Origin of the sequence: Cohnella caldifontis (assembly GCF_029360585.1) — a bacterium.
Classification (GTDB): domain Bacteria; phylum Bacillota; class Bacilli; order Paenibacillales; family Paenibacillaceae; genus Cohnella; species Cohnella caldifontis.
The window spans coordinates 83,197-105,542 of record NZ_JAQZSJ010000013.1 but is presented as its reverse complement, the minus strand read 5'-3'; the positions used below and the strand labels follow the sequence as shown (position 1 = coordinate 105,542).

Below are 22,346 nucleotides of genomic sequence, written 5' to 3'. Positions count from 1 at the left end.
ATCATCCGTTTCATGGCGCGGCCTCCGGCTGGTTGGAAATGGTTGCCGGTTTAGTATGGTCTCTGCCGCCCTTCATTATGATGAACGCGCCGAACGCCGCCGCGCCGGTCAGGCGCCTGCCGTGAAGAAGCTGTACACGATCAGGAAGAACGCGAACAGGATCAGCAGGATCGAGACGATCGCCATGCCTCTCCGCAGCTGGGGCGGAATCCGCTCCCGGCTCAGGATCAGGATGACGCCGAGCGCGAAGGCGGAGATGATGAAAATGAGCGTGGAGCTGTCAGCCAACGGGTCGTGCCTCCTCAGCCGCGGATTAGATGGAGCGCAGGGTATCCATCACTTTCCGGTATTGTTCTTCCCCTTCGGGGAAATCCTCGGGACGGAACCGCCGGTTCGCCCAATCCATGAGTTCCGGACGGCTGAGGAACTTGTGCGTTTCCTCGCCCCACTGATCGGAAATTTCGCGGACGACGATCGTTTTGCCTTGCACTTCCACCGTCAGCATATTGTAGGGATCCAGCTTGTATACCGTGTGTTTCTCGAACATCGGTTCGCTCCTAAGCTTTGGCAGAGTTTGCCGTTTTCCCCATCATAGAAGAGATGGGCGAAGAAATCAACGCCGCGGGTACGCCGAATGCGGCTCGGAAGGGGATGTCAGGGGCGGGGCGATCGACAGCGGCTAGGGCGGGCCGGATGGGAGCGGAATCGGCGGCCGAGGTTATTGCAACTTCAGGCGGATTCGGTTATAATTACCTCATTCGCCGATGACGGCGAGATTTTAGGAGGTTTTTCATTTGAGAGGAACAGTTAAGTGGTTTAACGCAGAGAAAGGATACGGTTTCATTTCCGTAGAGAACGGCAACGACGTATTCGTACACTTCTCTGCCATCCAAGGCGAAGGCTTCAAGACCTTGGAAGAAGGTCAAGCGGTTGAGTTCGAAATCACGCAAGGCAACCGCGGCCCGCAAGCATCCAACGTGGTGAAACTGTAAGTCTGGCAACGCCGGACTGATTTCATATCACGAACGAAGCACGAAGCCCCCGGCATCCGCCGGGGGTTTTCGGCTTCTTTCCGCATTCTCCGGGTCCCGAAAAGACGGCGGAGCCGGTTTTCGTTGGCTTGTTTTCTTTTTCGGATCTTCTGTTAAAATAAAAAAAGATTGTTTCGATAAGCCTAGCATAGAAAGCGAGATTGGAACCATGGGACGCAAATGGAACAATATCAAAGAGAAAAAAGCGTCGAAGGACGCGAACAACAGCCGGATCTACGCCAAGTTCGGCATTGAAATCTACGTCGCGGCCAAGAAGGGCGAACCCGATCCGGAAGCGAACCGCGCCCTGAGAGTCGTGCTCGAGCGGGCCAAAACGTACAACGTGCCCAAAGCGATTATCGACCGGGCGCTCGAGAAAGCGAAGGGGGCCGCCGACGAGAACTACGTGGATCTCCGCTACGAAGGCTTCGGCCCTAGCGGATCGATGGTCATTGTCGACGCGCTGACGAACAACGTGAACCGGACGGCGGCGAACGTCCGCGCGGCGTTCAACAAAAACGGCGGAAACATGGGCGTGAACGGCTCCGTCGCGTACATGTTCGACGAGACCGCCGTGTTCGGGGTGGAAGGCAAGTCGGCGGACGAGGTGCTGGACCTGCTGCTGGAAGCCGACGTCGAAGCGCGGGATATCGTGGAGGAAGAAGGCTCCGTCATCGTCTATGCCGATCCCGAGCAGTTCCATGCCGTGCAGGAGGCGTTCAAGCGCGCCGGCGTGACGGACTTCACCGTCGCGGAAATCACGATGCTGCCGCAGACGGACGTCACGCTTCCCGAAGAAGCGTTGGCGCAGTTCGAGAGGCTGATCGACGCGCTGGAAGATCTCGAAGACGTGCAGCAGGTGTACCACAACGTCGACCTGTGATCCGTTCCGCGCAACAACCGCAACAACCGCAACCATTCAGCGCGTGAAGCACACGCCGCTTGTATCCGGCCCTCCGGTACAGGCGGCGTTTTATTTTGGAAGGAGGAGATGGAAGATGAACAAGTTCGAAGAAGCGTGGGAGACGTTTTTGGCGTGCCAGAAGGCGGAAGCGACCGGCATGCGCCGGGAGANGAAGGAGGAGATGGAAGATGAACAAGTTCGAAGAAGCGTGGGAGACGTTTTTGGCGTGCCAGAAGGCGGAAGCGACCGGCATGCGCCGGGAGATGCTGGACCGCGATCTAACCGGCACCAAGAAACTGTGCGAGGCGCTGTGGCGCGTCTTCGGTACGTTCGAGGATTTGGAATTGGAGCATGAGCTCGTAAGCGAAACGGGAGTGAAAATTTACGTGGACGTATACCACCGCAAACTTGGAATCGCGTTCGAGGCGGAAGGTTACGTCGTACATGCCGAAAAGATCACGCGGGAGCGTCACTCCTTCGAGCGGATGCGCGTCAGGTCCATCGCGAAACTGAACTTGAAATACATGCCGTTCAGTTGGGACGAATTGGACAAGAAACCGGAAGCCTGCGTCCGTTCGGTATATGAAGCTTTGGGAATTTGGGGGAGCGGACGGGGAGACAAGTGGATGGAACTTTCCGTATACGAAAGGGAGCTTATCCGGTGCGGTCTCGCGCATACGGGGACATTTTCGATGACCGAAGCTTGCGAGTGGCTGCAACTGGCACCGTTCTCTACGCGCAAGGCGGTACGGGGGCTTGTCGACAAACATTTATTGATCCTTGAGGGCGGCGGTCCCAGACGATTTCACAAACTCCGCGTCTCCCCTGAAGCTGTCCGTCTTTTGCAGGGAAGATAGGAAAGCCGCATGAATGGATGGGGTAGCCGGTTTCGCCTGTTCCGAGGGAGTTATGTAAAAAAATTACATAAAAGCGCTGCGGTGGCGAGATTTCGAAGGAGTTGTGTAAGAAAGTGACACAAAAGCGCTGCGATGGCGGGTTTTCGGAAGAATTGTGTAAGAAAGTGACACAAAAGCGCTGCGGTGACGGGATTTCGGAAGAATTGTGTAAGAAAGTGACACAAAAGCGCTGCGATGGCGGGTTTTCGGAAGAATTGTGTAAGAAAGTGACACAAAAGCGCTGCGGTGACGGGATTTCGGAAGAATTGTGTAAGAAAGTGACACAAAAGCGCTGCGATGGCGAGATTTCGAAGGAGTTGTGTAAGAAAGTGACACAAAAGCGCTGCGGTGGCGGGATTTCGGAGGACTTGTGTAAGAAAGTGACTCAAATGCGCGGCGGTGTCGGGATTTCGGAAGAATTGTTTAAGAAACTGACACAAAAGCGCTGCGAAGGCGGGTTTTCGGAGGTATGGTTTTAGTCTGTTACAGAAAAGCGCTGCGGTGGCGGGATTTCGGAGGACTTGTGTAAGAAAGTGACACAAAAGCGCTGCGATGGCGGGTTTTCGGAGGAGTTGTGTAAGAATGTTACATAAAAGCGCTGCGGTGGCGGGATTTCGGAGGAATTGTGTAAGAAAGTGACACAAAAGCGCTGCGGTGGCGAGATTTCGAAGGAGTTGTGTAAGAAAGTGACACAAAAGCGCTGCGATGGCGGGTTTTCGGAGGAGTTGTGTAAGAATGTTACATAAAAGCGCTGCGGTGGCGGGATTTCGGAGGACTTGTGTAAGAAAGTGACACAAAAGCGCTGCGGTGGCGAGATTTCGAAGGAGTTGTGTAAGAAAGTGACACATAAGCCCTGCGGCGGCGGGTTTACGGAGGGATGTGAGGAGGGGCGGTCAGATACGGGGTGCGGAGACAAACAAAAGGACTGCTCCGAGAGCAGCCCTTATCGTATCGTAATCGCACGCCTTCGAAGACAGTGGAAGCGACTTACACCCCCGCGGCCGACGGCTCCAGCTTGAACACCTTGTCGATCGTGCCGCCGCCGAGGCAAACTTCGCCGTCGTAGAACACGACGGCTTGGCCCGGCGTGATCGCCTTCTGCGGCTCGTCGAAATCCACGCGGAATCCCCCTTCTCCGAGCGGCGTGACGGTGACGCCTTGGTCCGGCTGGCGATAGCGGAACTTCGCCGTGCACCGGAACGTCTCCCGGCCGGACGAGGCCCCGATCCAATTGACGCCGGTCGCGGTCAGCGCGACGGAGTACAGGCTCGGGTGCCGGTCGCCTTGCACGACGTACAGCACGTTGCGCTCCAAGTCTTTGTCGGCCACGAACCAAGGCTCTCCGGTGCCCGATCCCCCGATGCCGAGACCTTGCCGCTGGCCCAGGGTATAATACATCAGCCCGTCGTGGCGGCCCTTCGCTTCGCCGGTCGCGATGTCGACCATATCGCCCGGTTGAGCGGGCAAATAGTGGCTCAGGAACTCCTTGAAATTGCGTTCGCCGATGAAGCACACGCCGGTGCTGTCCTTCTTCTTCGCCGTGTACAGACCCGCTTCTTCCGCGATGCGGCGGACCTCCGGTTTCGTGAGGTGCCCGATCGGAAACATGGCGCGCGAAAGCTGCGATTGGTCCAGCTGATGCAGGAAGTACGTTTGGTCTTTGTTGCCGTCGACGCCGCGCAGCAGCCGGAACTCCCCGTCCTGCCGTTCCACCCGGGCATAGTGGCCCATGGCCACCGCGTCTGCGCCCAAAGCCAGCGCCTTCTGCAGGAATTCGCCGAACTTGATTTCCCGGTTGCACATCACGTCGGGATTGGGCGTCCGCCCCCGGCGGTATTCTTCCAGGAAATATTCGAACACTTTATCGTAATACTCCCGCTCAAAATTCACGGTATAGTAAGGGATCCCGATCTGGTCGCATACGCGGCGCACGTCCTCCGCGTCTTCCTCCGCGGTGCAGACGCCGTTCTCGTCCGTGTCGTCCCAGTTTTTCATGAATACGCCGATGACGTCGAAGCCCTGCCGTTTCAGCAGAAGCGCCGTGACCGAAGAGTCGACGCCGCCCGACATGCCGACGACGACGCGGACTTTGGCCGGATCCGGAAATCTCGTGTCGCTCATTCCATCCACCTCCAACCTTGCGGACTTGCCGCAGGCGTACTTTATTTTATCACATTCCCGGACGATTCTCACCGGATCGCGCAGGGATCGCGGAGATGTCCATGAAGATGTCAAGTTTCTATGCCCCAAAAGGGAAAAGTTATGATAACATAGATTGGGTATGGGGATACTCTCCTTTTTTCTGGAAATGCTTGAATATGTGCCGCCGGCAAGAAAGCGGGTGTTCACTTTTGAAAATATCGACGAAGGGCCGCTACGGTCTGACGATTATGATGGAACTCGCGGCCAATTTCGGCGAAGGGCCGACTTCCTTGAAAAGCATCGCGGAAAAAAACGGACTTTCCGAGCACTATCTGGAGCAGCTGATCGCCCCGCTGCGCAACGCGGGGCTCGTGAAAAGCGTACGCGGCGCGTACGGAGGCTACGTCTTGTCCAAAAGCCCGGACGAAGTCACCTCCGGCGACGTCATCCGGATTTTGGAAGGGCCGATCAGCCCGGTCGACTTCACCGAGGAAGACGATCCCGCCAAGCGGGACTTATGGCTGCGCATCCGGGACAGCATCGCGGAGGTGCTGGACTCCACCAGCTTGTCCGACTTGATCAACTACAAAGGCGAGAACGAGGCGGACAGCTACATGTTCTACATCTAAGAGAGGGAACGGCATGAGCTCCTTAACCTCCATTTATTTGGACCACGCGGCCACGACCCCGATGCTGCCCGAGGCGATCGCCGCTTATGCGGAAGCCGCCGGCGCGGGGCCCGTCAACCCGTCCAGCCTGCATGCGTTCGGACGGAGCGCCCGAAGCCGGGTCACGGCCGCCCGGGACGCGCTGGCCGAAAGTCTCGGCTGCTCTCCGGCCGAGATCGTGTTTACCGGCAGCGGCACGGAAAGCGACAACGCCGCCCTGTTCGGGGCGGCGGAGGTGCAGCGTGCGCGCGGCCGCGACGGCATCGTCGCGACGGCGGTGGAGCACCCTGCCGTATTGAACGCCTGCCGCGCCCTGGAAAAGCGGGGCTTCCGCCTGACGCTCCTTCAGCCGGACGAGACCGGGCGCGTCTCGGCGGAGGACGCCGCGCGCGCCATCGACGGAAGGACGGCGGTCGTCAGTATCATGGCCGGCAACAACGAGACCGGTACCCGGCAGCCGTTCGAGGAGATCGGCGAAATCGCGCGGACGCAAGGCGCCGCCATGCACGTGGACGCGGTGCAGGCTTTCGGTTACGAGCGGTGGGATCTCCAGAAGCTGCCGGTAGACTTGCTCAGCATATCCGCGCATAAAATCGGCGGCCCCCAAGGCGTCGGTCTGCTTTTCATCCGCCGGGGCACGCCGTTCGAGCCGCTGCTGCACGGAGGGAACCAGGAGCGGTCTCGCCGTGCCGGCACGGAGAACGTGGCCGGCATCGCCGCCTTCGCGGCGGCGGCCCGCTCGACCTTCGCCGGATTGGAGGAGAAGGTTCGCCGGGTGGAGGCCGTCCGCGCCGCCTTTCTGTCCGGGTTGTCCCGTGAGTTGGGCGAAGAAGCGTTCCGGATCAACGGAAACGAACATTTCCGTCTCCCCCATATCGTCAACGTAAGCTTTCAGGGAATTTCCTCGGAGACCATGCTCATGAATTTAGACCTGGCGGGCGTCGCCGCATCCGGCGGTTCGGCCTGCTCGTCGGGCTCCCTTCAGCCTTCCCACGTGCTCTCCGCCATGAAACTTTCCCCCGATCGGGTGCGCAATGCCGTACGTTTCAGCTTCGGTTTGGGCAATACTAGGGAAGAAGCGGAAAAAACGGCGTTGATCATTGCAACCATTTCGGCGCGGCTACGTATAACTTAACAGGCGCCTGCAAGAAAGGGGTGCCGGACATGCTTCAAGTCCAATCCTTGCTCGGCCTGCCGGTGCTGCTGGACAGCGGCCGAAGGGCCGGCCGCGTCAAGGACGTCTGGTTCGACGAATATTGGAGCCTCTCCGGGGTCGTCCTGGATCAAAGAACGTGGAATCGCAAAACGTTCAAAGGAATCCTCTGGCGGGACATCGCGGCATGCGGGGAAGACGCCTTGGTCATCCCCAGCCGGAATGCCGTCGCCGACATGGACAGATCGTTGTTGATGCGCGGATTCCTCGGCGGCACGGTCCGTTTGAAGGACATGCCGGTTTATACCGTGAACGGGCAGGAACTCGGCCGGATCACGGATGTTTATTTTAAACCCTCCGAGGGTACACCTTTAGTAGGGTGCGAACTCACGGACGGATTTCTGTCGGATGTGCTCGAAGGCCGCAGGCGGCTGCTGCTGCCGGACGGACCCGGCCAGCTTACGCTGGGCGAAGACGCGATTTTGGTGCCCGCTTCCTACGAAAGGGTGCTGACGAAAGACCATACGCTGAACGCGGAAAGTGATAGGTGAAGACGGATGATGAGATGCCCGAACTGCAATTCCAAGGATATCGGGAAGATCGGTTCCCATCAATTTTACTGCTGGAGCTGCTTCATCGAGCTTACGGTGAACGGAGAAAAAATGTCCGTCTACCAAGTGGAAGAAGACGGTACGCTCAGTTCGCTGGACGACTTGTTCGCCAGCGAACCCGTATCCGAGCCTCTCCAGGCGGGCGGGATGTAACCCCCCGGAAGACGGCTTGACGCGCCCCGATTTCTCGACGACGAGAGATCGGGGCTTTTTCGGTTTAATCGGTGGGACAAGTACATATACTGGAAAAGGCATGCCGTTTGGCGGGGGTGGGGAAATGAACCGGTTTGCCCAAAGCCGCGCGTTCGCCGCGCTCGTCTATCTCATACTCGGTCTCGCCGCGTTGTACCTGCTGATGCTCGTGCGGCCGCTGCTTTGGTCGGTATACGGCTTTTTCAAGGCCGTGCTCACCCCTTTCGTGGTCGCCCTGGTCATCTCCTACGTCCTGAATCCGATCGTCAATTTGCTGCACGTCCGCAAAGTGCCCCGAACGGCGGCCGTTCTGCTCATCTACGCCGTGTTCACCGCGAGCTGCGCCGTCATCGTCATGAACATGATCCCGATGTTCATCGGCCAGGTGCAGGAGCTGAACGAGCACGTTCCCGAGCTGACGATGCGGGTGCAGTCGCTGGCGGACCACTATAACCGCAACGTCGTGCTGCCGGACAGCGTGCGTGACGGGATCAACCGGGCGGTGGAAGGCTTCGAGAAGCGGTTTTCGACGGCCGTATCCGACTTCCTGAACAACTTGGACGCCGTGTTCAACGTGCTGTTCCTGGCGATGATCGTGCCGTTTCTCGCGTTCTATATGATGAAGGACATGGACGTGTTCGAGAAAGCCGCGCTGGAATACTTGCCCCGAAACCGCCGCAAGCAGGCGGTTCGGCTCTTGAAGGATATCGACGCCGCGCTCGGGAGCTACATCCGCGGACAATTCCTGGTGTCCGTGTGCATCGGGATCCTGGCGTACGTCGGCTATTGGATCATCGGGCTTCCGTACCCGCTCTTGATGGCGGGTTTCGTCGCCCTGTTCGACATCGTCCCGTATTTGGGCCCCTTCCTGGGCGCCTTGCCCGCCGTCGTCGTGGCCAGCACGATCTCCTGGAAAATGGTGCTGCTCGTCGCGATCGTGAATTCGCTCTGCCAGACGCTGGAAAGCAACGTGATCAGCCCGCAGGTGGTCGGGCGCACGATGCACATGCACCCGCTGACGATCATCTTCGTGCTGCTCGTCGGAGGGGAGCTCGCCGGGGTCGTCGGGCTCATTTTCGCGGTGCCGGTGTACGCGGCGCTCAAGGTGATCGCGCAGCACGTTTTCTCGTATTACATCCGGCGAAAAACCGTTTGACAGCGGGGAAACCGGCTCGATATAATGGATTACAATGGGAAAATGCGAATGCGTTGAAGAAACACGAGTACTTCGCAGACCGCGCGACAGAGAGAAGGTTTCGCGCCGAACCCGTTTCCGGGGGCGGCGGCGGGTGGAAGAACCTTCGGCGCGAAGGGCGCAAGGAAGCCGGTTTCGGAGCGCGGCCTTGAACAAGCCGCCGGGAGGGCCCGTTAACGCCCGCCGAAGGAGATCGCGCTTGGCCGCTGCAGCCGACGCCGCGATAACCAGGGTGGTACCGCGAATACAATTTCGTCCCTGACTCGCTCGGGGATTTTTTTATTTTAAGGAGGACGAATAGAACGATGAAACCGCTCAAAGCCGCCGAAATCCGTTCCAAATGGCTGGAGTTTTTCGCCAGCAAAGGCCATCACATCGAGCCGAGCGCCTCGCTCGTGCCGCACAACGATCCGTCCCTGCTCTGGATCAACGCCGGCATGGCGCCGCTCAAGCCTTACTTCGACGGACGGGTGAAGCCGGAGAACCCGCGCATCGCCAATTCGCAGAAGTGCATCCGCACGAACGACATCGAAAACGTGGGCAAAACGCGCCGGCACCATACCTTTTTCGAAATGCTCGGCAATTTCAGCATCGGCGATTATTTCAAGGAAGAGGCCATCACGTGGGCGTGGGAGTTCCTGACCGGCCCCGAGTGGATCGGCTTCGAGCCGGACAGGCTGTCGGTGACCGTCCATAAGGACGACGAAGAGGCGTTCCGGTATTGGAACGAGAAAATCGGCATTCCGGCCGAACGCATTTACAAGCTGGACGAGAGCAACTTCTGGGATATCGGCGAAGGACCTTGCGGACCTTGCACCGAGATTTTCTACGACCGCGGCGATAAATACGGCGACCTGAACGATCCGGAATGCTGGCCGGGCGGCGAGAACGAACGTTTTCTGGAAGTTTGGAACCTCGTTTTCTCGCAATTCAACCACAACAAGGACGGCAGCTACACGCCGCTTCCGAACAAGAACATCGATACCGGCGCGGGCCTGGAGCGCTTCGCGTCGATTCTCCAGGACGTCGACTCGAACTTCGACACGGACCTGTTCCTGCCGCTCATCGAGCGGACGGCGGCGATCGCCGGCGTGAAATACAAAGCGGCGGAAGAGACCGACGTCGCGCTGAAGGTCATCGCGGACCACGTCCGCGCGGTGGCGTTCTCGGTCGGCGACGGCGTGCTGCCGTCGAACGAAGGCCGCGGTTACGTCATCCGGCGGCTGCTGCGCCGGGCCGTCCGCTACGGCAAAGTGCTCGGCATCGACCGTTCGTTCCTTTGGGAGCTCGTCTCCACCGTGGGCGAAATCATGGGCGGGTTCTACAATGAAATCGTGAACGGCCGCGAGTTCATCGAGAAAGTGATCCGCACCGAGGAGGAGCGGTTCCACGAGACGCTGAGCGACGGACTGGCGATCCTGTCGGATATTTGCGCGAAAGCGAAGGCGGATGGCAAAAAGGAAATTTCCGGACCCGACGCTTTCAAGCTGTACGATACCTACGGCTTCCCGTTCGACCTGACGGAAGACTACGCCGCCGAGCAAGGAATGACCGTGGACCGCGAAGGGTTCGAGGCGGCGATGGAAGAGCAGCGCGCCCGCGCCCGTTCCGCCCGGCAGGAAACGGAGAGCATGAAAGTCCAAGGCGGCGCCCTGGCCGATTATACCGAAGCCAGCGCGTTCGTGGGTTATGACTCGCTGACGGCGGAAGCCCGCGTGCTGGCCATCGTCGCGGACGACCGTTTCGTCGACGCCGCGGGCGTGGAAGAAACCGTGCTGGTCATCCTGGACCGCACGCCGTTCTACGCGGAAAGCGGCGGCCAGGTGAGCGACCGCGGCACGCTGACCGCCGGCGGGGTGTCCGCGACGGTCGTCGGCATGAGCAAAGCGCCGCACGGGCAGCACGTGCATCAGGTCGTGATCACGTCGGGCTCGCTCAAGAAAGGCGACGCGGTCAAGGCTTCGGTCGAGAAGGAAGAACGGAGCGACATCGTCCGCAACCATACGGCGACGCACCTGCTGCACAAGGCGCTGAAGGAAGTGCTCGGGACGCACGTCAACCAGGCCGGCTCCCTGGTCGAGCCGGAGCGCCTGCGCTTCGACTTCAGCCATTTCGGCGCGGTCACGCCGGAGGAACTGGCCGACGTCGAGCGCCGCGTGAACGAGCAAATCTGGCTCGGCACGGACGTGGATATCAGCCTGAGGCCGATCGACGAGGCGAAGGAGATGGGCGCGATGGCGCTGTTCGGGGAGAAATACGGCGACATCGTGCGCGTCGTGCGCGTCGGCGACTATTCGCTCGAGCTGTGCGGCGGCTGCCACGTGCGGAACACCGCGCAGATCGGCCTCTTCAAGCTCGTGAGCGAGAGCGGCATCGGCTCCGGCGTGCGCCGGATCGAAGCGGTCACCGGCCGCCACGCCTACGCGTACCTGGATGAACAATTCGGCACGCTGAAAGCCGCGGCCGGCCTGCTGAAGAGCGCGCCGGGCGACGTGCCGAAGCGCATCGAGGCGCTGCAGGCCGACATGCGCCAGCTGCAGCGCGAAGCGGAGTCGCTGCAGAGCAAGCTGGGGCGGCTCGAGGCGGCGGAGCTGGCCGGCCAAGCCAAGACGGTGGGCGGCGTCACGCTGCTGGCCGCCCGGGTGGACGCGGGCGGCATGGACGCGCTGCGCGGCGTCGCGGACGAGCTCAAAGCGAAGCTCGGCTCGGCGGTGCTGGCGCTGGGCGCCGTCGACGGGGACAAGGTCAACCTGGTGGCGGCCGTCAGCTCCGATTTGACGGCGCGCGGCCTGCACGCGGGCAAGCTGGTGAAGGAGCTGGCCGTGATTTGCGGCGGCGGAGGCGGCGGCAAGCCGGAGTCCGCCCAAGCGGGCGGCAAAGACCCGTCGAAGCTCGGCGAAGCGCTGGCGGCCGCGGAACGGGTCGTGCTCGCCCAGCTCGGAGGCTGACCGCAGGCCGATCCCGCAATTCTCCGGCCATTCGACGAAAGTTCCGGCCATTCGTCAAAGGTTCCCACCCTCCATGAATTTCCTGTCTGTCCTTGAATGTGATATGATGGAGTGGAAGAGAAAGCGAGGTGCCGGAGATGAGCACGGCGGATAAAAACCATCTGGACAAGACGGTCCAGTTCGACGTCGTAGCCGATCCGCAGGAAATGTCCGCGAAGGACATTCTGCTCCAGGTGCACGATGCGCTGGTGGAGAAAGAGTACAATCCGATCAATCAGATCGTGGGTTACCTTCTCTCGGGCGATCCGGCTTACATTCCCCGCCACAACAACGCGAGAAGCGTGATCCGGAAGAAGGAACGCGACGAACTGATCGAAGAACTCGTCCGCTTCTATCTGGAACAAAACCGGCGGTAACGATGCGGATTCTGGGACTCGACTACGGAGACCGGCGCATCGGGGTTGCGCTCAGCGACGCATTCGGCTGGACGGCGCAAGGCTTGGAAATGATCGAGAACGGTTCGGAGGAAGCCGTCCTGCGCCGCATTTCCGAACTGGTGGAGCAGAACGGCGTGCAGACGATCGTCGTGGGGCTCCCGAAAAACATGAACGGCACGATCGGCCCTCGTGGGGAAATTTGCATGGCATTCGCCGACAAGCTCAGGGAGACCCTATCCGTGCCGGTCGATCTCTGGGATGAAAGGCTGACCACGGTAGCGGCCACCCGGGCGCTGCTCGAGGCCGACGTCAGCCGGCGCAAGCGCAAGCAAGTCGTGGACAAAATGGCGGCGGCCCTGCTGCTGCAAAACTATTTGGATGCCCGAGGGAAGTGAGGGAGACGAATGACGGACGAATTGAACCCGCAGGAAGAGGCGGAAATCATCTATATACCCGATGAGGACGGCAACGAGGAAGCGTTCGAGGTCATCATGCGCTTCGAGTTGGACGACGATTCGGGCCGCAAATACCTGATGGTCGTGCCGGCCGAGGAAAACGAGGATTCGGACGAGGAGCAGGAGGTTTTCGCCTTCCGTTACGAGGAAGAGGGCGAAGAAATCAAACTGTATCCGATCGAAGCCCAGGAAGAATGGGATATGGTCGAAGAAACGTTCAACACCCTGATGAGCGAGTTCGGGGAAGCCGAGGAAGACTCGGGCAAGATCTGAACGGCGGGAGGTAACCCGTGACCCAAGAGAATCGAGTGGAAGGACGGTCTTCCCTGAAGGACCGATACGGCAGCGAAGTGGAGCTGCAGGGGCCGGAGGGGAGCGCGGAAGCTTACCGGATTCTCGCCGAGCTCGCGCTGGACGGTCGGCGATACGCGATTTTGCAGTCCGAATCCATGCGCAAGGAAGGCGATATCGAAGTGTTCCGCGTCGCCGAGGATGGCGACGGGAACCTTCATCTTGCGACCGTCGAAGACGACGAAGAGTGGGAGAAAGCTGCCGAAGCATACGACGATTCGTTGTTCGGCGGCGACGAACGGCCTTGAATCGTGTACAATGAAGAGCGGGAAACCGCTCTTTATTGCCGTTGACCGACGATTCGGAATGATTCGGTCTTACGCATGCTCGCTTGCGGATTCGCAGCTTTACCATGGGGGGAGAACGGAGTGGACAGAGAAGGCGGGTCGAACGGATGGAACTCCATCTACGGCAATGAGCCGTCTGGCGGCCGTCAGAACAAAGAAGAGAGAGAGATCGGAGCCCGCGAACCGCGTCAACCGTCGGTTCCGGAGGAACGGGGTTCGGGACGGTCTTCGCCGATTCCGGAACCGCGGGCGTTGAAGGAGAAGCCGGCTTCGAACGAACCGCCGGATGCGCATGAACCGCCGGCGTACCGGCCGAGACGCAAACCCCGGGTCATGCTCTGGTCCTTCTTGATCGCCCTGTGCATCGTGCTGGCGACGGCGGGGGGAGCCCTGCTGTACGTGTGGAACGGCCTGCGTCCCGTATACGCCTCGAGCACGCCGATCCAGGTGACGATCGAGAAAGGCATGCGGGCGCAGCGGGTCGCCGAGCTCCTGGAGGAGAACGGGCTGATCCGCGACGCCACGATTTTCGGCGGCTGGCTCAAGCTCAAAGGCGAAGGCTCCAAGTTCCAGGCGGGCGTCTACGAATTGACGCCGGGCATGACCCGCGAAGAGATCGTCGCCAAGCTGAACAAAGGGGACATCGTGGCGCCGGCCACGTTCCGGGTGACGATCCCGGAAGGTTTCACCGTGGCGCAGATCGCGGATCGGCTGGCCCAAAACGGCGGCGTCAAAAAGGAAGATTTCCTGGGCGCGGTGCAAAATCCGGCGCTGTGGTCCGGATCGGAATGGACCGCCCAAATTCCGCAAGACCGGAAGCTCCGGTATTTGCTGGAAGGCTATCTGTTCCCGGAAACCTACGAGATCAAGGCGGGCAGCACGGCGGCGGATATCGTGAACCGCATGCTCGCGGAACTCGACAAGAAGCTGGACGCACTGCCGGAAGATTGGCAGGACGTCATGCAGGAACGCGGCCTTACGCTGCATCAGCTGCTGACGATCGCTTCGCTCGTCGAGCGGGAAGTCGTCGTCGACGAGGAACGCCCGATCGTGGCTTCCGTCATCGAGAACCGCCTGAAGAAGAAAATGCCGCTGCAAATCGACGCGACGATCCAATATTCGCTCGATAAGCCGAAGGAAAAACTGACGGAAGAGGACCTCAAGGTCGAAAGCCCGTACAACACGTATCTGAACCCGGGGCTTCCGCCGGGACCGATCGCGAATCCGAGCCTCAAATCGATCGAAGCCGCGCTTTATCCCGACGATACGGGATATTACTACTACGTGACGAAGAAGGACGGCTCGAACGAGCACCTGTTCGCCGTCACCTTCAAGCAACACCAGAAGAACATCCAGACCAGCAACCAGAACGCCAAAAAACAATAAGCCCATTTTCGCCCCCGAGAGGGACGCGAAGCGGATTGGAGGTGCCGTGCGTGTCTGCAGCGGCAATACCCGAGCTCCTCATCGCGGCCGGTTCGGCCGCGCAAGCGGAGCGTTACATCCAGGCCGGCGCCGACGCCGTTCTGATCGGCGAACCCCGTTTCGGCATGCGCTTGCCGGGAACCATCCCGGCGAGCGAATTGGCCGAAGCGGTCTCCCGCATCCACGCGATGGGCGCCAAAGCCTACGTGAGCGTGAACAAGCTGTTCCGGAACGGGGAACTGCCCGAACTGCCGGACTATCTGCGGACGGTATCGGCCGCGGGAGCGGACGCGATCGCTTTCGGTGATCCGGCGGTGCTGCTGAGCGTCCGGGAATACGCCCCGAACATGCCGCTCCACTGGAATCCCGACATGATCGCCACCAATTCGGCGGCGGCGAACTATTGGGGCCGCAGGGGAGCGGTGCGGGCCGTTCTGGCCCGCGAGCTAAACGAAGAGGAAATCGCCGGATTCCGGAAAGGCACGACGTTGGAAATCCAGGTGCAGGTGCACGGAGCGACGAACATTTACCATTCCCATCGCAACTTGCTGCTCAGCTACATGGAGCATCTGGGCAAGGAAGCATCCCTCGTCGACCGCGGTCCCGGCAAAGGGTTGTACCTGGTCGAGACGGAACGGCCGGACCTGCGTTTTCCCGTGTACGAAGACGAAGGCGGCACGCACGTGATGAGCGCCGACGACATTTGCCTGCTCGAAGCGATTCCGGATCTCGTCTCGATGGGCGTGAACAGCCTGTACGTCGAAGCTCTGCTGAAGCCGGAAGCCTACAACGAAACCGTGCTGCGGAGCTACCGCGCCGCGCTCGCCCGCCTGGCGGCGGACGGCGGCGATTATGCCATGGATCCGGACTGGCTGGAAGCGATCCGGAAGCTGCAGGATCCCGAAAGGGAGCTGAGCTTCGGCTTCCTGTACAAAGAACAAGTTTATTAAGAGGAGAGAGTTTGACTCCGTCAAACTCCCGATGAAAGGAGTTGGGTGCCGTGAGTACCCTGCTGGAAACCGCGCCCCGGCTTACGGGCGCCAGACAGCGGCTGGCCAAGCCGGAGCTGCTCGCTCCCGCAGGCAGCCTGGAGAAGCTCAAATTCGCGGTCCATTACGGGGCCGACGCCGTGTACATCGGAGGCCAGAAGTACGGCCTGCGCTCGAACGCCGACAATTTCAGCATCGAGCAGATGCGGCAAGGCGTGGCGTTCGCGTCCCGTTACGGGGCCAAAGTATTCGTGGCCACGAACATTTTCGCCCATGAAGAGGATTTGCCGGGCATCTCGGACTACCTGAAGGAGCTCGAAGACGCCGGCATCGCCGCCATCATCACCGCCGATCCCGCCATCGTGGAGACGGCCCAGCGCGTCGCGCCCGGCCTCGAAGTGCATCTCAGCACGCAGCAGTCCACGATGAATTGGCAGGCGGTCCGATTCTGGAAAGAAGAAGGGCTTCCCCGCGTCGTGCTCGCCCGGGAAACGACGATGGACGAGATCCGGGAAATCAAAGCCCGCGTCGGCATCGAAATCGAAGCGTTCATCCACGGCGCGATGTGCTCGTCGGTGTCGGGCCGCTGCGTGCTGTCCAACCATTTTACCGACCGGGACTCGAACCGCGGCGGCTGCTGCCAGTCGTGCCGGTGGAAATACGACCTGCACGCGGAAGACCGCTCCGTCGCCGAGCCGGGCCAAAACCTGTTCACGATGAGCTCCAAGGACCTGTGCATGATCGAGCATTTGCCCGCGCTGATCGAAGCCGGCGTAGACAGCTTTAAAATCGAAGGGCGCATGAAAAGCGTCCACTACGTCGCCTCCGTCGTGAACGCGTACCGCCAGGCCATCGACGCCTACTTCGCCGACCCGGCCGGATACGAGCTGCGCCGGGAATGGGTGGAGGAGATCGGCAAGGCCGCGAACCGTCCGCTGAACACCGGCTTTTTCTTCGGCACGCCGGGAGCGGCCGAACACATCTACGAGCCGGAAGAGAAGCCCGCGCCTTACGACTTCGCCGCGGTGGTAACGGATTACGACGCCGAAACGGGGATCGCCACGGTCCAGCAGCGCAGCAACTTCAAGCCCGGCATGCATGTGGAATTCGTAGGGCCGGGGGGGCGCAGCTTCACCCAGGCGATCGGCGAACTGACGGACGCGGACGGCAGCCGGCTGGACGCCGCCCGTCATCCGCTGCAGGCGATCCGCCTGCGGACCGATCATCCCGTCGCTCCCTACGACATCATGCGCAAAAAAACCGGCTGAATGCGGACGCAACGGTCGAAGGCGCAAAAAAACTCGGGTTTTCTGAGAAAAAATCCATTTTTGGTCCCGATTTCTAAAGGATTTTTTAACAAACTGTCGAAATTACACTGAAGAGAACCTGCTTGTACCGGCAGGTTCAGTGTTTTCGGCAGTTTTTTTCTGCAGCCGACCGATTCGTCACATTAGAAGCCGGAGGGAATCTCATCACATGAAACAATCGTGGCGCAAGGGATTGGAAGCGGTTCAATGGAAAAAAGGCGCCCAAGCGGCTCTTGGGGCTTCCCGCATGTTCGGAGAGCAGCTGAAGGCGAACCCGATCCGCTCCGTGGGCATGAAGCTGTTCCTGCTCATCATTTGCAGCATACTGGTCTGCGTGTTGCTGCTCGGCCTGTTCTCCTACAACAAGTCCCGGTCGATCATTCAGTCCAAAGTCGCGGAGGCCAGCACGCAGACCGCCGAGCAGACGGCCGGCAAGCTCAATTTGCTGCTCGCCGGTTATGAGAGAACGACGCTGCAGTTCATCACGGACAACGACTTCATGTCCTATCTGAACACGTTGGGCGTGGCCTCCGACGATTTCGAGAAATTCGACACCAGCCGCCAGCTGACCGAGAAGCTGAGCCAGGTGGCCATGTCGGATTCCACCATCGAGTCCATCACGCTGCTGTCCCTGGATCCGGCGGACCAGCTCATTACGACCGGCGGTTCGGTGGACAAAGACAGCCTGCTGAAATCCCCCTTTATTGAGACGATCAAGAACGGCAACGGAAAGGCCGTATGGATTCCCACCCAGCCGAACGGGCTGGACGGCAAACGGTCCGCTCCCACGTTCGGCGTAGGGCGTTTCCTGAACCAGGGCAAACCGACCCTTCTTCTGATGGAAGTCAAAATGAAAGTGATCGAAGACCAGATGCAGTCCGTCCAATTCGGGGACAAAGGCTCCGCTTACGTGGTCGCGCCCGATAAAACCGTCGTGTACAGCCCGGACGCCGCCCAATACGGGACTCCTTACGCGAGCAAGGTTCCGGAAGGTTCCGAGACGATGACGGTCAACGGGATCAAATCGTTGTCCTCGGGCGGCGTCATCGACACGAACGGCTGGACGCTGATCGGCAACATTCCGGTTTCCGAGCTGGTGAAAGACGCGAAAGCGATCCGGACGCTGACCATCGTCATGTCCGTCGTCGCCATTCTGATCGCGGCGGCGATCGGCGGGATCGTGATGCTCACCGTCGGACGTCCGCTGAGCCAGCTGCGCAACCTGATGAACGAAGGCGAGAAAGGCAACCTCACCGTCCGGTCGACGCTCCGCAAGAAAGACGAAATCGGCCAGGTGGCCGACAGCTTCAACCGCATGATGGAGGAAATCACGGGACTCGTCCGCAAGACGAACCAGTCCGCGGTGGAGGTGCTCGAAACCGCGACCGCCCTGACGGAAGCCTCCCGCAAAACCGCCGGAGCGGCGAAGGAAATCGCCATCGCGACCGAAGAAATCGCGACCGGGGCGACGAATCTGGCGATCGAGTCCGAGAAGGGCAGCGACATGACCGCGCAGATCGGCGAGCAGGTGCAATCGGTCATTTCCTCCAACGCCGAAATGGGCCATGCGGCGGGAGAAGTCGAGGAAGCCAGCCGCAAAGGCTCGGACTATATGAGCACGTTGATCCATAAAACGGGGCAGACCGAGGAAATGACCCGTTCGATGGTCGACAAAGTGGACAAGCTGAAAGACAGCACGCGTTCCATCAGCAAAATTTTGGACGTGCTCGGCAACGTCTCCAAGCAGACGAACATCCTGTCCTTGAACGCGACCATCGAAGCCGCCCGGGCCGGGGCCGCGGGCAAAGGCTTCATGGTGGTGGCCGACGAGATCCGCAAGCTGGCGGACCAGTCGCGCCAGTCCATCGGGGTCGTCGGCGAGATCGTGGATAAAATTTCGCGGGAAATCGACGAGACGGTCTCCGTGCTGTCCGAAGCGTATCCGATCTTCCAGGAACAGATCGAATCCGTCCGCGAGGCCAACCAAATCTTCTTGACGGTCCAGGAGAATATGAACGGCTTCGTAGGCCGCCTCGACGAGGCTACCGAGTCCGTCCGTCACCTGGAGGAAGCCCAGACGACGCTGTCCCTCGCCATGACCAACGTCAGCGCGGTGGCGGAGGAAGCGTCCGCGACGTCGGAAGAAGTGGCTTCGCTCAGCAACGAGCAGCTCAGCGTCAGCGACGGTCTCGTCCAGCTTTCGAACAAGCTGGAGACGGTGTCCAACCAGCTTCGCGAGTCGCTCTCCCGGTTCACGGTCTCCTAAACGGCTAAACGGACGTTTCGCCCATATTCGATCCACCCGGCCGCAGGGGTTGCCCTGCGGCTTTCTCGTGCCGTTTTCCGGTTTAGGCATCGAACGCCCATGGAAACAATAGGGAGAGAACGATGCAACGGATGCGCGGGGAGGAGGAGATCGAATGCGGAAACGGGGACGCCGGAGCCGGATGATCCGCTTGCTGCTGCTGCTGACGCTGTTATTCGGGCTGGCGGAAGTCCGTCTGGCTTGGGTGCAGCTGGGACGCTTCCCGGCAGCGGCTCCCGGGTCGGGTATACCCGAAGCGGCCTTCGCCCAAAGGTCGGACTCGCTCACCGTCGACCCGGGCAGGGGGGCTTTTCTCGACCGGAAAGGACGTCCGCTCACGAACGAGCCGGTTCGGACGCTCGCGGCTTTCCCGCTGAACGGCATGCCCAGAGGGCCTGAGCAGGCCGTGCGACAAGCGGCGGAATCGATCGGGGCCTCGACGGGACAGCTGGAGGAATGGCTGCGGACGCTTCGGTCTCCCGACGTCTGGCGGCCGCCGGGCACGCGCCGGGCATTGGCGCTCACGCCGGAGCAGCAGTCGCGGATCCGGGCGGCCGCCCTGCTCGGCGTGTACGTCCTGCCCTATTCGAATCGGTACCCTTCGGCCATCGAACCGCTGCACGCGATCGGCTACGTCTCGCAGGATCCCGAGCGGTTGTCGCGGCTTTACGCCGACCGCCTTGCCCAGCAGCGGATGAAGCGGTCCGACCCCATCGGCGGTTCGGGGTTGGAACGGTCGCTCGACCGGTTTATTCGAGGCGCGGGACCGACCCGGGTCAGCCAAGTCACCGACGCGGGCAGACGGCCGCTGAACGGCCTGGGGCTGCGGACCGAAAGTCCGGCCAACCCGCATTATCCGCTGCGGGTCGTGACGACGCTGGACCTGGACATCCAGCGGGAGGTTCTGGAGACGTTAAAGGCAGCCGGCGTGAAGGAAGGAGCCGCGGTCGTCCTGGACGCCGCGAACGCGGACGTGCTCGCGATGGCGTCGCTGCCCGGTTTCGATCCGGAACGGATCGGGGCCCCGGGCACGGACGAACGGAACCGCGCGATCACCGCTTACGCGCCGGGATCGGTGTTCAAGACGGTGACGCTGGCGGCGGCGCTGGAATCGGGAACCGCGGATTTGGACACGGAGTTCCGCTGCGACGGGGCGTACGGCCGTTACGGACTGCAATGTTGGAAGCCGGAGGGGCATGGGGTGCTGACGCTGGAAGAAGCGTTCGAGGAATCGTGCAACGTCGCGTTCGCCGAAGTGGCGGAGAAACTCGATCCGGCGTGGATCCAAATCACGGCCGAACGGCTCGGGCTGGGCCGGCAGGTCGGGTGGTCGGCGGCGCGTTTCTTGGACGGGAAACCGCTAAGGCTGCTTGGGGAGGAAGAAGCGGGCGCCGTTTTCGCGGACAAAAAAACCGCCCGGGACGGCGGCGTGCGGACCGGCACCGGCATCGGCCAGCGGGATGTCCGCGTCACGCCCCTGCAGGCGGCGAATCTGGTCGTTACCCTGCTGCACGGCGGACGGGTATCGGCTCCGCGCGTCGTGTCGGAGATCCGGTACGCCGACGGTGGCCTTGCCGCGAAGCTGGAGCCGCAGCTCAGCCCCTCCAAATACGGGGTGATCCGCCCGGAGACGGCATCGGCCGTGCTGAAGGCGATGCGAGGAGTCGTGACGGACGGAACGGCGAGGCGAGCCTTGTCTTCCGCGGCTTGGCCGCTCGCCGGCAAATCCGGCACGGCGGAGCAGGAGGGCGAATCCCGCGGGCGCAACGACCATTGGTTCGTCGGGTACGGCCCGGCGAAAGGCAAGCCCCGCTACGCGGTCGCGGTCCTCATCCGCGATCAGCCGGCCGGGCTGCGCAACCGCGCGGGCGCCGCGTTCGGGCAGATCATGGAACGTCTGCGCCTTCGGGAGCTTCGCTCCCGGCAGGCCGCGGCTGCGGTTCCAGCGGCGAAACCGCGAATTCCTCGCGGGGCAGGCGGATCCAGCGCTTGAAATAGCCTTGGTCGTACAAAGCTTTGAGGAGAATCATCAGGATCGGCGCCAGAATAAGGCCCGCGACGCCGAACAGGGACATCGAGATCATCGCGAACGCCAGCATCGTAAAGGCCGATACGCCGACCGTCTGGCCGGTGATGCGGGGTTCGAGGAACTGGCGGGTCACGTTGACGAGCACGAGCAGGCCGGTCAGCCAGAGCGCGAGATCGTTGTCCCCGACGATGAACAAATAAATAATCCAGGGAATGAACAGCGTCTGCACGCCGAGCAGCGGCAACAGGTCGAAAATGCCGGCGATCAGCGAGATGGCGAACGCGTTCGGAACCCGCAGGATCAGCAAGGCGATGAAAATGACGGCGAACGTGACGCTGATCAGGATGCCCTGCGCCTTCAAATAGGAAGCGATGCCCCGAAAGACGTTTTCCTTCAGGAAGGCGAAGGCGATTTTCAGCGTTTTCGGCGAGCGCTCCGATCCGAGCCTTTTCCACGTGTCGATCTCGAGGCTGAGGAAATACGCCAGGATGAGGGCGATCGAAACGTTGAATACGAAGGAGGACGCGGACATCAGGGAATCGATCAGCCATTTCAGGAAGAGGCTTGCGGCTTCGCTGCCCCATTCCGTCACCTTCGAGAAGGCGCTCCCGATCCGCTGGGTCCATTCGGGCGGCAACGAATTGAAGCGCTGCTGCCAGTCGGCCGCGATGGCCGAGGCTTTCCGGGCCAACTCGTCATGGCTGGTCTGGAGGTTCTGGCTCAACTCGCTGATTTCGTTGTAGAAAATATACCCCAGGCCGGCTAAAATGCTAAGCACGACGAGGATGAACAACAGCATGCTGATGCCCGTGGCGATCGATTTTTTGAGCCCCCACCGATGCAGCCGTTTGGCCAGCGGCTCGATGCAGATGAAAATCAGGAAAGAAAGGAATACCGGAGTCGCGATTTTGTAAAGATAGCTGAAAACGAACATGACCAGCCACACCGTAAAGGCGATGACGGCCAAGTCGAACGCGGTCCGCCAGTATTTCTGGTAAAAAGGGAGCATGCGGCAAAACTC

General features: G+C 60.8%; 23 protein-coding genes. 19 read left to right on the top strand and 4 right to left on the bottom strand.

Features of this window, described 5'->3' with window-relative positions; translation table 11 throughout:
- Positions 1-108: 108 nt before the first annotated feature.
- Both PTZ19_RS17555 and PTZ19_RS17550 read right to left on the bottom strand, forming a co-directional pair.
- Positions 109-288, bottom strand: coding sequence for a hypothetical protein (locus tag PTZ19_RS17555; protein ID WP_276356385.1), 180 nt, complete (start codon positions 286-288; stop codon positions 109-111).
- 25 nt (positions 289-313) lie between these two features.
- Positions 314-547 carry a hypothetical protein gene (locus PTZ19_RS17550; RefSeq protein ID WP_276356384.1) on the bottom strand — a complete coding sequence of 78 codons (234 nt, stop codon included), beginning with the start codon at positions 545-547 and terminating at the stop codon, positions 314-316.
- A 247-nt stretch (positions 548-794) separates the two neighbouring features.
- Here PTZ19_RS17550 and PTZ19_RS17545 point away from each other — a divergent pair, with 247 nt between their 5' ends.
- The 4 genes from PTZ19_RS17545 (at position 795) to PTZ19_RS17530 (ending at position 3,310) form a co-directional block, all read left to right on the top strand.
- A complete protein-coding gene (locus tag PTZ19_RS17545) occupies positions 795-992 on the top strand; it encodes a cold shock domain-containing protein (protein ID WP_027091239.1) in 198 nt (65 codons plus the stop codon).
- Positions 993-1,200: 208 nt separating this feature from the next.
- Positions 1,201-1,914 (top strand): YebC/PmpR family DNA-binding transcriptional regulator, encoded by a 714-nt coding sequence (locus tag PTZ19_RS17540; protein WP_276356383.1) that lies wholly within the window; start codon positions 1,201-1,203, stop codon positions 1,912-1,914.
- 209 nt (positions 1,915-2,123) lie between these two features.
- Positions 2,124-2,792, top strand: a complete 669-nt coding sequence (locus PTZ19_RS17535) for a hypothetical protein (protein WP_276356382.1) — start codon at positions 2,124-2,126, stop codon at positions 2,790-2,792.
- 113 nt (positions 2,793-2,905) lie between these two features.
- Entirely contained in the window at positions 2,906-3,310 is a 405-nt protein-coding gene (locus PTZ19_RS17530) for a hypothetical protein (protein ID WP_276356381.1), read from the top strand.
- Positions 3,311-3,818: 508 nt separating this feature from the next.
- On the opposite strand, the gene mnmA is transcribed toward PTZ19_RS17530, so the two are convergent.
- A complete protein-coding gene (gene mnmA, locus PTZ19_RS17525) occupies positions 3,819-4,952 on the bottom strand; it encodes a tRNA 2-thiouridine(34) synthase MnmA (protein ID WP_276356380.1) in 1,134 nt (377 codons plus the stop codon).
- A 230-nt stretch (positions 4,953-5,182) separates the two neighbouring features.
- Between mnmA and cymR the strand changes: the two genes are divergently transcribed.
- The 15 genes from cymR to PTZ19_RS17450 all read left to right on the top strand — a co-directional run bounded on the left by cymR (position 5,183) and on the right by PTZ19_RS17450 (position 21,289).
- On the top strand, positions 5,183-5,602 hold the full coding sequence (cymR, locus tag PTZ19_RS17520; protein ID WP_276356379.1) for a cysteine metabolism transcriptional regulator CymR: 420 nt from the start codon (positions 5,183-5,185) through the stop codon (positions 5,600-5,602).
- 13 nt (positions 5,603-5,615) lie between these two features.
- On the top strand, positions 5,616-6,776 hold the full coding sequence (locus PTZ19_RS17515; RefSeq protein WP_276356378.1) for a cysteine desulfurase family protein: 1,161 nt from the start codon (positions 5,616-5,618) through the stop codon (positions 6,774-6,776).
- Positions 6,777-6,805: 29 nt separating this feature from the next.
- Complete coding sequence (locus tag PTZ19_RS17510) at positions 6,806-7,345, top strand: PRC-barrel domain-containing protein (protein WP_276356377.1); 540 nt, start codon at positions 6,806-6,808, stop codon at positions 7,343-7,345.
- A gap of 9 nt (positions 7,346-7,354) precedes the next feature.
- The gene (locus PTZ19_RS17505; RefSeq protein WP_276356376.1) at positions 7,355-7,558 is read left to right on the top strand and encodes a hypothetical protein; all 204 of its coding nucleotides are present in this window, start codon (positions 7,355-7,357) and stop codon (positions 7,556-7,558) included.
- Positions 7,559-7,682: 124 nt separating this feature from the next.
- A complete protein-coding gene (locus tag PTZ19_RS17500) occupies positions 7,683-8,753 on the top strand; it encodes an AI-2E family transporter (RefSeq protein ID WP_276356375.1) in 1,071 nt (356 codons plus the stop codon).
- Positions 8,754-9,097: 344 nt separating this feature from the next.
- Positions 9,098-11,740 (top strand): alanine--tRNA ligase, encoded by a 2,643-nt coding sequence (gene alaS, locus PTZ19_RS17495; RefSeq protein WP_276356374.1) that lies wholly within the window; start codon positions 9,098-9,100, stop codon positions 11,738-11,740.
- 137 nt (positions 11,741-11,877) lie between these two features.
- Positions 11,878-12,156, top strand: a complete 279-nt coding sequence (locus tag PTZ19_RS17490; protein ID WP_276356373.1) for an IreB family regulatory phosphoprotein — start codon at positions 11,878-11,880, stop codon at positions 12,154-12,156.
- A 2-nt stretch (positions 12,157-12,158) separates the two neighbouring features.
- Positions 12,159-12,572: a Holliday junction resolvase RuvX gene (ruvX, locus tag PTZ19_RS17485; RefSeq protein WP_276356372.1), complete on the top strand. Its 414-nt coding sequence runs from the start codon at positions 12,159-12,161 to the stop codon at positions 12,570-12,572.
- Positions 12,573-12,581: 9 nt separating this feature from the next.
- Positions 12,582-12,905, top strand: coding sequence for a DUF1292 domain-containing protein (locus PTZ19_RS17480; RefSeq protein ID WP_276356371.1), 324 nt, complete (start codon positions 12,582-12,584; stop codon positions 12,903-12,905).
- Positions 12,906-12,922: 17 nt separating this feature from the next.
- Positions 12,923-13,231, top strand: coding sequence for a DUF1292 domain-containing protein (locus PTZ19_RS17475; RefSeq protein ID WP_276356370.1), 309 nt, complete (start codon positions 12,923-12,925; stop codon positions 13,229-13,231).
- A 120-nt stretch (positions 13,232-13,351) separates the two neighbouring features.
- Entirely contained in the window at positions 13,352-14,656 is a 1,305-nt protein-coding gene (mltG, locus tag PTZ19_RS17470) for an endolytic transglycosylase MltG (RefSeq protein WP_276356369.1), read from the top strand.
- A 50-nt stretch (positions 14,657-14,706) separates the two neighbouring features.
- Positions 14,707-15,645 (top strand): peptidase U32 family protein, encoded by a 939-nt coding sequence (locus PTZ19_RS17465; RefSeq protein ID WP_276356368.1) that lies wholly within the window; start codon positions 14,707-14,709, stop codon positions 15,643-15,645.
- Positions 15,646-15,695: 50 nt separating this feature from the next.
- Positions 15,696-16,952 carry a peptidase U32 family protein gene (locus tag PTZ19_RS17460; protein WP_276356367.1) on the top strand — a complete coding sequence of 419 codons (1,257 nt, stop codon included), beginning with the start codon at positions 15,696-15,698 and terminating at the stop codon, positions 16,950-16,952.
- 208 nt (positions 16,953-17,160) lie between these two features.
- Positions 17,161-19,257, top strand: a complete 2,097-nt coding sequence (locus PTZ19_RS17455) for a methyl-accepting chemotaxis protein (RefSeq protein WP_276356366.1) — start codon at positions 17,161-17,163, stop codon at positions 19,255-19,257.
- 154 nt (positions 19,258-19,411) lie between these two features.
- Complete coding sequence (locus PTZ19_RS17450) at positions 19,412-21,289, top strand: peptidoglycan D,D-transpeptidase FtsI family protein (RefSeq protein ID WP_276356365.1); 1,878 nt, start codon at positions 19,412-19,414, stop codon at positions 21,287-21,289.
- Here PTZ19_RS17450 and PTZ19_RS17445 read toward each other — a convergent pair.
- Entirely contained in the window at positions 21,183-22,334 is a 1,152-nt protein-coding gene (locus PTZ19_RS17445) for an AI-2E family transporter (protein WP_276356364.1), read from the bottom strand. The two genes, PTZ19_RS17450 and PTZ19_RS17445, sit on opposite strands and share 107 nt — an antisense overlap.
- Positions 22,335-22,346 lie beyond the last annotated feature (12 nt).

Excerpts from the sequence above, each read along its gene's own strand:
- PTZ19_RS17480 (WP_276356371.1), top strand. The coding sequence starts at position 12,582 with ATGACGGACGAATTGAACCCGCAGGAAGAGGCGGAAATCATCTATATA.
- PTZ19_RS17500 (WP_276356375.1), top strand. The coding sequence starts at position 7,683 with ATGAACCGGTTTGCCCAAAGCCGCGCGTTCGCCGCGCTCGTCTATCTC.
- PTZ19_RS17510 (WP_276356377.1), top strand. The coding sequence starts at position 6,806 with ATGCTTCAAGTCCAATCCTTGCTCGGCCTGCCGGTGCTGCTGGACAGC.
- PTZ19_RS17540 (WP_276356383.1), top strand. The coding sequence starts at position 1,201 with ATGGGACGCAAATGGAACAATATCAAAGAGAAAAAAGCGTCGAAGGAC.
- mnmA (WP_276356380.1), bottom strand. The coding sequence starts at position 4,952 with ATGAGCGACACGAGATTTCCGGATCCGGCCAAAGTCCGCGTCGTCGTC.
- PTZ19_RS17455 (WP_276356366.1), top strand. The coding sequence starts at position 17,161 with ATGAAACAATCGTGGCGCAAGGGATTGGAAGCGGTTCAATGGAAAAAA.
- alaS (WP_276356374.1), top strand. The coding sequence starts at position 9,098 with ATGAAACCGCTCAAAGCCGCCGAAATCCGTTCCAAATGGCTGGAGTTT.
- PTZ19_RS17550 (WP_276356384.1), bottom strand. The coding sequence starts at position 547 with ATGTTCGAGAAACACACGGTATACAAGCTGGATCCCTACAATATGCTG.
- PTZ19_RS17490 (WP_276356373.1), top strand. The coding sequence starts at position 11,878 with ATGAGCACGGCGGATAAAAACCATCTGGACAAGACGGTCCAGTTCGAC.
- PTZ19_RS17445 (WP_276356364.1), bottom strand. The coding sequence starts at position 22,334 with ATGCTCCCTTTTTACCAGAAATACTGGCGGACCGCGTTCGACTTGGCC.
- PTZ19_RS17450 (WP_276356365.1), top strand. The coding sequence starts at position 19,412 with ATGCGGAAACGGGGACGCCGGAGCCGGATGATCCGCTTGCTGCTGCTG.
- PTZ19_RS17505 (WP_276356376.1), top strand. The coding sequence starts at position 7,355 with ATGAGATGCCCGAACTGCAATTCCAAGGATATCGGGAAGATCGGTTCC.
- PTZ19_RS17535 (WP_276356382.1), top strand. The coding sequence starts at position 2,124 with ATGAACAAGTTCGAAGAAGCGTGGGAGACGTTTTTGGCGTGCCAGAAG.
- PTZ19_RS17515 (WP_276356378.1), top strand. The coding sequence starts at position 5,616 with ATGAGCTCCTTAACCTCCATTTATTTGGACCACGCGGCCACGACCCCG.
- ruvX (WP_276356372.1), top strand. The coding sequence starts at position 12,159 with ATGCGGATTCTGGGACTCGACTACGGAGACCGGCGCATCGGGGTTGCG.